At 50.1% G+C, this 11522-nt stretch carries 10 protein-coding genes; 4 read left to right on the top strand and 6 right to left on the bottom strand.

All coding sequences use genetic code 11. The annotated features are described in order from the left end of the window. From KB557_RS05595 to KB557_RS05580, 4 genes are all read right to left on the bottom strand, one after another. Positions 1 to 1455 (bottom strand): ABC transporter permease subunit (locus tag KB557_RS05595; protein WP_255132113.1); only part of this gene is annotated, 1455 nt, incomplete at its 3' end. Positions 1456 to 1460: 5 nt separating this feature from the next. After that, complete coding sequence (locus KB557_RS05590) at positions 1461 to 2186, bottom strand: ATP-binding cassette domain-containing protein (RefSeq protein ID WP_255132115.1); 726 nt, start codon at positions 2184 to 2186, stop codon at positions 1461 to 1463. Continuing rightward, entirely contained in the window at positions 2186 to 3148 is a 963-nt protein-coding gene (locus tag KB557_RS05585; RefSeq protein WP_255132111.1) for a putative selenate ABC transporter substrate-binding protein, read from the bottom strand. Before KB557_RS05585 ends, KB557_RS05590 begins: the two co-directional genes overlap by 1 nt. 5 nt (positions 3149 to 3153) lie before the next feature. Next, positions 3154 to 4323: a pyridoxal phosphate-dependent aminotransferase gene (locus KB557_RS05580; RefSeq protein WP_255132108.1), complete on the bottom strand. Its 1170-nt coding sequence runs from the start codon at positions 4321 to 4323 to the stop codon at positions 3154 to 3156. Between the two features lie 29 nt (positions 4324 to 4352). Between KB557_RS05580 and KB557_RS05575 the strand changes: the two genes are divergently transcribed. The 4 genes from KB557_RS05575 to KB557_RS05560 are packed head-to-tail and all read left to right on the top strand — an operon-like array spanning position 4353 to position 7946. Further along, a complete protein-coding gene (locus KB557_RS05575) occupies positions 4353 to 4724 on the top strand; it encodes a VOC family protein (RefSeq protein WP_255132106.1) in 372 nt (123 codons plus the stop codon). After that, positions 4721 to 5305 (top strand): uracil-DNA glycosylase, encoded by a 585-nt coding sequence (locus KB557_RS05570; RefSeq protein WP_255132103.1) that lies wholly within the window; start codon positions 4721 to 4723, stop codon positions 5303 to 5305. The genes KB557_RS05575 and KB557_RS05570 overlap by 4 nt, the downstream gene beginning before the upstream one ends. A gap of 41 nt (positions 5306 to 5346) precedes the next feature. Then, complete coding sequence (gene ispG / locus KB557_RS05565) at positions 5347 to 6546, top strand: (E)-4-hydroxy-3-methylbut-2-enyl-diphosphate synthase (RefSeq protein ID WP_255132101.1); 1200 nt, start codon at positions 5347 to 5349, stop codon at positions 6544 to 6546. Positions 6547 to 6581: 35 nt separating this feature from the next. After that, positions 6582 to 7946 (top strand): S41 family peptidase, encoded by a 1365-nt coding sequence (locus KB557_RS05560; RefSeq protein ID WP_255132099.1) that lies wholly within the window; start codon positions 6582 to 6584, stop codon positions 7944 to 7946. Here KB557_RS05560 and KB557_RS05555 read toward each other — a convergent pair. Together KB557_RS05555 and mfd are read right to left on the bottom strand one after the other, a co-directional pair. Beyond that, positions 7943 to 8146 carry a hypothetical protein gene (locus KB557_RS05555; RefSeq protein ID WP_255132097.1) on the bottom strand — a complete coding sequence of 68 codons (204 nt, stop codon included), beginning with the start codon at positions 8144 to 8146 and terminating at the stop codon, positions 7943 to 7945. The genes KB557_RS05560 and KB557_RS05555 overlap by 4 nt on opposite strands. 52 nt (positions 8147 to 8198) lie before the next feature. Then, on the bottom strand, positions 8199 to 11522 hold a 3324-nt coding region (mfd, locus tag KB557_RS05550), incomplete at its 5' end, for a transcription-repair coupling factor (protein ID WP_255132094.1).

The raw sequence follows: 11522 nt of genomic DNA, 5'->3' as shown, positions 1-11522 counted from the left end.
AAGCACAGGCAGCACATCAGCCCAGGCAAATGAACTGAGGGCTTCCAGCAAAACCCCCCCCAAACCACCGGCCCCCACTAAACCCACCACCACTGTTTCCCGCAGAATTACATCAGCGCGGTAGGCGCCATAGGCCAAATAACCAGCTGCAAGCCCATTAAAACGAGCCATTAGCAACGCCTTTCGGCTAGAAACCCCAGCCGCCAAAAGAGCCTGTTCAGGGCGAGGATCTTGAGCTTCCAACCCCTCAAGAAAAAGCCTGCCGAGAATGCCGGCGTTATGAAATGCCAAGGCAAGGGCAGCCGGCAATAGCCCTGGCTTAAGCACAAATAACAAAAGCAAGGCCGTTAACGGCGGCGGCAAAAGCCTGGCAATTAAGCCCAGCCCCCTCAACAATGGCTGCATCAAAGCCCACGGACTAAATAGCAGCAGTAGCAATGGTGCGGCGGCAAATGCAGCTAATGCAGCAATCACAGTAAGTAAAAGCGTACTACTAACCAATTGGGGCCACGGTAGCCACCAGGCCTGCCATTGAAAAATTTGCTGATCCATTGGCCAATGCCAAGGGCCCAGCAACACTTGCCACTGCAAATCAAGCAATTGGGCCGCTGGAAATAACAGCAACAGCAACACCACAAACAGCAACAGCAATTCCCGGCCCCTTTGCCCCACAACTGCTCCGGGTTGCCACCATCTGCGCCGAAGCAAGGCGATCCCTTGCTCTAGCAAAAACATCACTAGGGCAAGGGCCCACAAACTGGTCCAGGCTTCATGAAATTGCAAAGACTGCAAAGAAAGCCGCAAATCGGCCCCAACGCCCCCCAAACCAAAAACACCTAGCAAGGTTGCTGAACGCAGGGCGCATTCCAAGCGATAACCGCCATAACTAAGCACTCCCGGCAGCAGGCTTGGGCCAAGGCCCGTTAGCAAAGCGGCTGGGCTGGGCGCCCCAGCTACACGTAAAGCCTGAAATGGTGCTTGCGGCAATGATTCCAACTGATCACTCACCACCCGTGCCACCAAAGCGCCGTAGGGAATCGCAATCGCTACAACAGCCACCACCGGTTGCAAACCAAGGCCCTGCAACAGGATTAATCCCCACAGCAATTCATGCAAGGAACGCGGCAAAGCAAGAAGGCGGCGCAACAAATCGGCTGGCCAGCGGCAACCCCAAAAGGCTTCGCTAACGGTGGGGGCAGATAGCAAGCCAGCCCCTATCCCGATTACCAGGCTTAACAACCAAGACCAAAGGGCAACAGCAAGGGTGATCGCGATGCCGCTGCAAGCCGATGCCAGAAGGCTTGGTGTGAGGCTTGGCCGCAGGGCTGCGCCAAAAAAATTTGCTATTAAGCCCCAGCCGCCGCCATGAATTTCAAATGGCAAAAACGCCAGCAGTGGTAAAAAAACCAGCGCCGGCAGCAACAGCCCAAAAACGGGGGCGAACTTAGCTTGCATTACATCTAATTTTGCGCATACAAATCATTAATTAGTTCAGCGCTAAGGCTTTTTGGGTTGCCATCAAATAACAGTTCACCATTACGTAAACCGATCACACGATCAAAACCTTGCACTAAATCTGGGCGATGCAAACTGAGCAATAAACTGCGAGGGGCTGCACCTAATTCCAACAATAATTCCAATAACCTCGCCGCTAATGGGGGATCCAACTGAGCTAGCGGTTCATCTGCCAATAGCAATTCAGCCCCCTGACGCAGCAAGCGAGCCAAGGCAACCCGCTGCCGCTGCCCTCCTGATAGTTGCTTTACAGGCACCGCCAATAAATCAGGATCTAATTCCACCTCACTAAGCACCTTGGCGCAGGCATTGGTTTCAAGGGGCAAAAAAAGATTCAGCAACACCAAAGGCCAAGGCCAAACCGCTAAGCGGCCACAATTCAGGCTTTGTTGCACACTTAATTCCTCCACTAAGCGCAGGTCTTGCCAGAGGGTGCCGATGCGGGCCTGCTGCCGTTGCCGTCTTTTACCGCTACTTGCCTTTTCACCAAACCAATAAACAGCGCCGCAAGCGGGTTTAATTAAGCCGTTAGCAACAGCAAGCAAAGTACTTTTACCAGCGCCACTAGCACCGAGCAATGCCACCCGTTCGCCACGATTCAACTGCAAATTCAAATTATTTAAACGGGGTCGCTGGCGCCCTGGCACCACAATTCCCTTTAATTCCAGTATCAACGAATTTTTCCTAGTTTTCTACCAACCGATTCAATCTCGCCATATTGAGAAGCGGGAGCAACAACAAATTGACGTGCACCAAAGAGTTCCAGGATCTGCTGTTGCTTCTGATCCGAAGGCCTAAGTGCAATCAAAGCCTTTTGTAATTTTTTTGTAAAACCAACGCCGAAGCGCTTATCTAAATTACCCTGAGCAATCCAGTGATAGTCAGGATAGGGAGGGGTACGCCAAAGCGCCAGCACCTTGGTGCGATCAATGGTGCCTTTTTTTAGATTGCTTTGCCAAACCTGTTCATTAACAGCCCCAGCGTCGTAGGCGCCGCTTTGCACCAAGGCGATAGTTGCATCATGGCTGCCGCTAAAACCAGGGGCGCCGCCTGCAAAATCATTAATTTGCACTCCTCCTTTCGATAAAAAATATTGCGGCATCAAGCGGCCAGAGGTAGAACTTTCAGAGCCAAATGTAAAACGCTTACCTTTGAATTGCTGAAGATCATTAAAACCTCGAATTGGCTTTATTCCTTGAAAACTATTCGCATTACCAATAAATATGGAGTGAAATGCAGCATCCACATCCCGTTGAGCTAAAACTTTAGCCCCAGGTGTTTGCAATCTAGCCTGCACCCCAGTGAGGCCGCCAAACCAAACCAAATCAAGATCACCATTGCGAAAACCTGTAACCGCTGCGCTGTAATCAATCACAGGAATGTATTTAACTTCCACTCCCAACTTTTCCTGCAATTCATCAGACAGCAATCCGTATAAACGATTGAGCTTCTCAGGATTTTGATCTGGAATTGCGCTGATACGCAATAACATTTTATTAGCTGATGGCCGCTGAGCCTGGGGAATCTGCTGATTTTGGGCGACGTTAGTTTCTGCTAAGGCAGGTAATTGCAAAGGCAAAAATGCAAATGCGATCAGAAATACAAACATTTTTAACTGTAGTAAAAAACTCAAACAGCTCAGTTGTGCAACCTGCTTAAGAAGTTTCCAAGCCGAGCCAATCCATCATCAATTGTTGCACTACTGACAGCGCAGGAAAGTCTTACGCACCTGTCGTCTCCAAAAGGAGCCCCGGGCACAAGCGCTAAACCTTCCTTATCAAGCAATTGATTGCAAAAATCAAGCGATGCCAAGCCATGGGAACTCACATCTGGAAAGGCATAGAAAGCCCCAGTTGGTGGCACTAGCACCAGGCCAGGCAATTGCTGTAAACCGCGGGTGAGCCGTTCGCGGCGAGCCGAGAAACTTTTTGCCATCTCTTCCACGCAAAGCATCGAACCTTCAAGGGCGGCGAGGGCTCCGAACTGGGCAAAGGTGCACACATTGCTGGTGGACTGACTTTGCAACGCAATGGCGGCCTTAAGCGCAGGCAATGGGCCCGCCAGATAGCCAAGGCGCCAACCGGTCATGGCCCAGCCTTTTGCAAAGCCATTCACCACAAATAAGCGATCCGCCAAATCGGGCGCTAATGCCGCCAAGCTGTGATGTTCCTGGCCGGGTGCAAGGAGATATTCATAAATCTCATCGCACACAACAGCTATGTGGGGATGGCGCCTCAACAAATCGGCCACCGCCTCTAATTCCCGCTGCTGCAACACCAAACCGGTGGGATTTGATGGGGTATTCAGAATCAATAAACGACTACGCGGATTGATCCGCGCCTCAAGTGCTTCGAGATCAAGCCGAAATCCGGTTGCTGCAGCACTGGGCACCACCTGCACGCTGGCTCCAGCCAATTGAGCCATTTCCGGATAGCTAAGCCAGTAGGGAGCCGGTAGGAGCACTTCATCGCCTGGATCCAGCAACACCTGAAACAGGTTGTAGAGCGCTTGTTTACCGCCATTAGTAACCAATACCTGTTCGGCGCTAACCGCCATGCCATTGGCCCGTGCCAACTTGGCGGCAATAGCAGCGCGCAATTGCGGTTCACCTGCTGCTGGCCCGTAGCGGGTGGCGCCATCTTCCAAAGCGCGAGTGGCGGCTTCTCGGATAAAGGCGGGGGTGTCGAAATTTGGTTCTCCAGCACTGAGGCTGCAGATATCCTTGCCAGCAGCTTTCAATTGCTTTGCCTTAGCGGCAATGGCCAGGGTTAAAGAGGGCTTCAGGGCCTTTGCCCGGGCCGAGAGCATCAGCAAAAAATCCAGCCATTCCAGTGTGCATGAACGCCAGTCCGTTTTGGGTACTCGCCAGCAACAACCCAGCTGAATTAGCGCAGTTTTATGCAGCGCTTGTTACTAAAGAAGCATTTTCGCGCGGATCTACCTGGGTTTTACAACTTGAAGCAGCGGGGGATCTCGTTTTTTACAGCCCATCTAAAACACGACCCCAACCCGCTCAGCCAGGCCGTTTAGCCCTTTGCCTCCAGGTTTTGCAACTTGAAGCTGCTATCAGCAAGGCCCTTGCTCTTGGCGGCCAATGTTTAGAACCAGCGCGTCAAGAAAATTTTGGCCGTGAAGCTTGGTTGAGCGATCCAGAAGGCAACCGATTACTGCTTTTGGAGCCCCTATTGGAACCACTGAAAGAATTGTGAATCAAACAAAACTTGAACAGCTCAAGGAGCTGGAGAACCAATGCCGCAGTTGTGAATCCTGCGCCCTCGCAAAGCAAAGGGAGCAGGTGGTAGTTGGTAGGGGAAACCCAAATGCCAGCTTGATGTTGATAGGCGAAGCCCCAGGTCAAAAAGAAGACGCCTGCGGCCAGCCATTTGTTGGTCGTGCTGGCCAGTTGTTAGAGCAGCTTTTGCTGCAGGCAAATCTGTGTAGCAAAAGCGATTTATATATTTGCAATGTGATCAAGTGCCGGCCGCCTGGAAATCGCCAACCCAGCCCGATTGAAATTCAACAGTGCCGGCGCTGGCTTGATTCCCAAATCAATTTGATCAATCCAGCCTTGATTTTGCTGGCGGGGGCCACTGCTGTAGCTGCAATTCTTGGAATAAAAGCAAAATTAGGCTTGCAACGGGGCCGCTGGCATCAACTACAGGAACGCAACTATCGGCCGATTTATCACCCTTCCTATCTGCTCCGTTTCCCTTCAGTGGCTGCAGGTAGCCCAAGGGGTTTAACCCTTCAAGACCTAAGGGATACAGAACAATTGCTGCGCAAAAACTAAAAAATGTGCCATGGTTTGGCTCGACCTCAAACCCCCTGCCCATGACCGGCCTTCCGGCCCGTTTCGACACGGTGATCCATCGCCGCAAAACCCGCAGCGTGCGGGTTGGTGATCTGTGGATCGGTAGTGATCACCCGGTGGTGGTGCAGTCGATGATTAACGAAGACACCCTTGATGTGGAAGGGGCCAGCGCCGGCATCCGAAGGTTGCATGAGGCGGGCTGCGAAATCGTGCGGCTCACGGTGCCTTCTTTGGCCCATGCAAAGGCGGTAGCAGAAATCCGTCGCCGTGTTGCCGAAAGCGGCGCAGCGGTGCCCCTGGTGGCAGATGTGCACCACAACGGCATGAAAATTGCCCTGGAAGTAGCTAATCACGTGGATAAGGTGCGAATAAATCCTGGTTTATTTGTATTTGATAAGCCGGATCCAAACCGCACTGAATTCAGCACAGCTGAAAGTGAAGCGATTGCTGATCGGATTACTGAAACCTTTGAACCACTGGTGAACTTGCTAAAAGAGCAAGATAAAGCTCTCAGGATCGGCGTAAATCACGGTTCTTTAGCGGAGAGGATGCTCTTCAACTACGGCGACACCCCACTCGGAATGGTGGAAAGCGCTCTGGAATTCATTCGTATTTGCGATCGGCTTGATTTTCATAACATCGTTATTTCGATGAAAGCCTCTAGGGCCCCAGTGATGCTGGCCGCCTATCGCTTAATGGCCCATCGCATGGATGAAGAGGGTTTTCACTACCCCCTGCATCTAGGTGTAACGGAAGCGGGTGATGGTGATTACGGACGTATCAAAAGCACCGCAGGCATCGCCACCCTTTTGGCCGACGGGCTTGGCGACACAATTCGTGTTTCGCTAACGGAAGCGCCAGAAAAAGAAATTCCGGTTTGCTACGGCATCTTGCAAGCTTTAGGGCTTCGCAAAACAATGGTGGAATATGTGGCTTGCCCCAGTTGCGGCCGCACCTTATTTAATTTGGAAGAGGTTTTACACAAGGTGCGAGCTGCCACCGACCACCTCACCGGGCTCGATATTGCCGTGATGGGCTGCATTGTTAACGGGCCTGGCGAAATGGCCGATGCAGACTATGGCTACGTGGGCAAAACCCCTGGCATCATCTCCTTGTATCGCGGCCGTGAAGAAATTGGCCGGGTTCCAGAGGCGGAAGGGGTAGATGCGTTGATCGCTTTGATCAAAAGTGACGGTAGATGGGTGGAGCCAGAGGGCTGAATAAGCGTTACGTTAAGGAGATCAATAAAAGCTCGATGAGTCAACTCGGTTTTCGCCGCATTGCGTTAGTAGCTCTTGCCGGAGCCGGCAGCCTGGCTGCGGTTGTTGTGTTGGGAAGCGACTTATTACTTGGCAGCAGCACAGCTGCAATCATTTCCGATAGCCCTAAAGAGGTGATGGATGAAGCCTGGCAGATTGTATTTCGTGATTACTTAGATACCACCGGGAAATACACAGACGACAGATGGAAGATTTTACGGCGCGATGTTCTTAATAAAAGCTATGGCAACAAAAAAGACGCCTATGAAGCTATTCGTGGAATGCTCGCCACCCTGGATGATCCCTACACAAGATTTTTAGATCCGAGGGAATTTAAAGAAATGCAAATAGATACCTCTGGAGAATTATCCGGAGTTGGCATTCAATTAAGCCTCGATAAAGATACAAAAGAGTTAATAGTTGTATCACCTATAGATGGTTCGCCTGCATCCAGAGCCGATGTGAAACCAAAAGATGTAATTACTCAGATAAATGGTAAAAGCACAAAAGGAATGAGCACAGAGGATGCGGTTAAGTTAATTCGCGGGCCAGTGGGCACAAAGGTTTCAATTCAATTGCGGCGCAATAAAACGCAACTTGTAAGTGTTGATTTAATCCGCGATAGAATTGAAATCCATGCTGTTGACAGCAGGTTAAATACCACACCGGATGGCAGCAAGGTTGGTTACATTCGCCTGAAGCAATTCAATGCAAATGCCACCAAAGATATGCGTGCAGCTATCAGAGAATTAGAAACCAAAGGCGCCCAGGGTTATGTATTAGATCTACGCAGCAATCCAGGCGGTTTATTAATGGCCAGCGTTGAAATCGCTCGCCAATGGTTGGATGATGGAGTGATTGTGTCTACTAAAACCCGTGATGGGGTACAAGATATAAAACGTGCTTCCGGGAAAGCACTTACAAAAGCACCTGTGGTGGTATTAGTTAATGAAGGTTCTGCCAGCGCTAGCGAAATACTTTCAGGAGCGCTTCAAGATAATAATCGTGCTATTTTAGTTGGCCAAAAAACATTTGGCAAAGGGCTAGTTCAATCGGTGCGCGGCTTATCAGACGGCTCTGGTATGACTGTAACAATTGCCAAGTATTTAACACCTAGCGGCAGAGATATTCACAAATTTGGGATTCAACCTAATATCACGGCAAAACTAACTGAAGATGATGCAAAAAATTTAAAGTTTGACCAACTCGGCACTAAAAATGATCCTCAATATAAAGTTGCTGAAACTGCATTAAGCAAGCAGCTAAATGCTGCGAGTTCTGAAATTATTAAAGCGAAAGCATTTAACCCAAATACAACAAATTTACCTGCAGCATTAGAAACTCAAAATAAGGAAGATTAAGCCGCGCCGCCTACGGGTTGCATGATTCCACCACCGGGATTGGAGTCGTCATCGTCATTACTGCTGTCTTGCTGGAGGAGCGCAAATAAACCAAAACCTGCGCAACCAAGCAGAGAAAGCACAAAACCGATACCTGAGGAACCAGCGCCAAGATCTAAAACTGCCCCTAGGCCATCGCTCAAATCAACAATTGCGTTCATTACGAATCTTTAAGTTCCCAAATTGTAACGAACTTTTGCGTAACTGAGGCTTTTATGGGGTGGGAATCTGAGCGGCCATCTGTTCAAGCCAATTTTTGAGTTCCTCCAGTTGTTTATCGGCTGTTAGCACCCCAAGGCCGCGGGCTAAAACCTTTGCCGTGGTGCCACTACCGGCCTGATAAACAAGCCGGCCATGCAAATGGCTTGGCAAACCTTGGCGTAAGCGCCGAAAAGCGGGTTCCTCCATCGGGGTTTCAAGGGCAATATTCGGTTTTTCTGGCTTGATGCGCGAAAATCCGCAGCGTTTTGCCAGCAATTTCAACTCCATTACCTGCAGCAGTGATTGCACCGCTGGCGGCAAGGCTCCGTAACGATCAATCCAATCAGTTGCAAGCTGCAGCAATGCTTCTCTGCCATTGCAATCAGCAGCAGCACGATAGGCAGCCAACTTTTCGTCTGCTTCGGTGATCCAATCGGCTGGGATAAAGGCAGTGATGGTGAGATCAATCTGGGTTTCATCCACTGCAGGGATGTCTTGGCCTCGAATCTCAGCTAATTCCTCCTGGAGCATCTCCATGTAAAGGTCAAAACCAATCGTTTCCATCTGGCCGCTTTGCTCAACGCCGAGCAGGTTGCCAACGCCGCGGATTTCCATATCGCGCATTGCCAGCTGATAACCGCTACCGAGCTGGGCAAATTCTTGAATTGCCCGCAGTCTTTGGCGGGCCGCCTCCGTTAGGGAGGAATCGCCCGGATAAAACAACCAAGCATGGGCTTGGATCCCACTTCTGCCTACCCTGCCCCGCAATTGATATAGCTGTGCCAGGCCAAATTTCTGAGCATCTTCCACCAGAATTGTATTTACCCTTGGGATATCAAGGCCACTTTCAATAATCGTGGTGCAGAGCATTACATCTGCTTCTCCAGCATTAAATGCCACCATGGCGCTTTCTAATTCACCCTCTGGCATTTGGCCGTGGGCCACTAATAAACGCAATCCAGGCAGCATCAAGCGCAGCTGTTCAGCCACCTCTTCAATACCAGCAACCCTTGGTACCACATAAAAAACCTGGCCACCACGATCAAGCTCTTGGCGTATAGCGCTGCGCACCGCCTCCTCATCTAAAGAAGCGAGATGGGTTTTGATCGGGCGCCGCAATGGTGGTGGAGTAGTGATCAAACTCATCTCTCTAACCCCAGACAAACTCATATAAAGAGTGCGGGGTATTGGAGTAGCTGAAAGGGTAAGAACATCAACATCTTTGCGCAACACCTTTATCTTTTCTTTTTGGCTAACACCAAAACGTTGTTCTTCGTCTACAACAAGTAAACCCAATTGCCTGAAATTTGTACCTTTGCCTAAAAGTTGATGGGTGCCAACCACCACATCTATTGCCCCTTCTTGAAGGCCGCTAAGAATCTCTTTACGTTCGGCGGTGGTGCGAAAGCGATTTAGCAATGCCACCTTTAAAGGATATGGGGCATAGCGCTCACTCAAGGTGCGCCAATGCTGTTGAGCGAGCACCGTTGTGGGAGCGAGCAAAGCGCATTGCTTACCAGCTGTTACCGCTTTAAAAATTGCTCTAATTGCAACCTCAGTTTTACCAAAACCCACATCGCCACATACCAAGCGATCCATCGGTTTTGATGTTTCCATATCGCGTTTCACATCCGCAATCGCTTTTACCTGATCCGGCGTGGGTTCATAGGGGAAAGAATCCTCTAATTCCAGCTGCCAGGGGCCATCAACAGGAAAGGCAAACCCTGGTGATTCATGGCGTTCGGCATATAGCTTCACCAGATCAAATGCAACTTTACGAACAGCTTTTCGCGCCCGTTCTTTTGCTCTACTCCAAGCAACACCACCCATGCGATTTAGCTCTGGAGGTGAATCTGTGCTTGCTCTAAAACGACCAAGACTTGCCAATTGATCTGCAGCAACCCGCAATAAACCGTCGGCATATTGCACCACTAAGTAATCGCGAGCATCACCGGCGATAGCTAGTTTTTCTAGTTTTAAAAAGCGACCAATGCCATGGTTGCGATGCACCACAAAATCACCGGTTTGCATCCGGTTTGGATCAATCGTGCGGCTAGCAGCCCTACGCCTGCGCCGCACATAACCACTGGCGGTGAGATTATGTTGACCAAAAAACTCTCGATCTGTAATAAGAATTAAACGCCAAGCGGGCAACTGCAAGCCCTCCAACTCAACATTACCCCTAGTTTTTAAGGCTATTGGTGTTTGCTGCTCAAGCAAACGTTCAATCGCTGGAAAATCATGGGGGTTTGGTATGAACTTACTTATGCAATTATGCTCCTCTAATAATGCAACTGCCCGGGATGGTTGGGCTGATAATAGCCACACTCGCGCCTTATCTTGCTGAAATCCTTTCACCAGAGCTGCTAATTTACCAAATTGATTTGGATAAGCAGTAACAGATCTACTAGCAAGATCGAAATTGTTGGGATGGTTATCAGTTTCTGCTAATTCAGCAAGATCAAAACCAGCAAATTCCTGCAGCTGAGCTAAGGAATTAGCAATTGGTTTATGTAAATATTTTGGTAATAATGGAGCCCCATCAGCTAAACATTCAGCGCCCCATTCCTCTTGATAATGGTGCTCAACATGATCAAACCACTGCTGGCCATGGGCTAATAATTGACGCCTTTCATCAACAACAACCATGGTGCTAGCGGGCAAATAATCTAAAAGCGAACTGGGTTCAGCCCAAGCCAAGCCCATCAGACGCCGCATCCCCTCGGGCGTATCACCCGCTAGTAGTTGCTCTAATGCCTCAGTTGCAAGCAGCCGATCCAATGTTTCTGGCAATTGCTGCCGCAACGCTTGAGCTATTAGAGGGCTGTAGCTGGTGGGGGTAAGCCGCACCAAATCCACGGCATCAAGGGAGCGCTGGGTGCCGGGATCAAATTCCTTTAATTTATCTAAATCGTCGCCAAAAAATTCAAGCCGCACCGGTAATTCAGCGCTAACAGGAAAAAGATCAACGATGTCGCCCCTGCGGCTCCAAGTGCCTTCCTGTTCAATCGTTGCTACCCGTTCATAACCAAGCCGGGCCAGGGTTTCTCCTAGCTGATCGAGATTTACGCAATCCCCTTTTCGCAAGCTGAAGCATTGCTCAGCTAATACCTGCGGTGGCGGTAGATGGGGTTGCAGAGCTCGCTCGCTGGCAACAATCGCCCCTTGCCAGCTGCGATCGCCTTTGCTGTTGAGCGAAAGCAGTTCGCTTAAAACCTGTAGCTGGCCCCAAGTGATTTCACTGGTGGGATCAAATCCTTCATAGGGAGATCCCTCACTGGTGGGATAAAGCTGTGTGGTGGGCCACCCCATTAATTCCAACAGTGCCGCCCAGCG

The sequence above is a fragment of the Synechococcus sp. Cruz CV12-2-Slac-r genome (genome assembly GCF_024346075.1).
In the GTDB taxonomy this organism is placed as follows: domain Bacteria; phylum Cyanobacteriota; class Cyanobacteriia; order PCC-6307; family Cyanobiaceae; genus Synechococcus_D.
The sequence above is the reverse complement of the archived record's forward strand: the minus strand, read 5'-3'. Positions and strand labels throughout refer to the sequence as shown.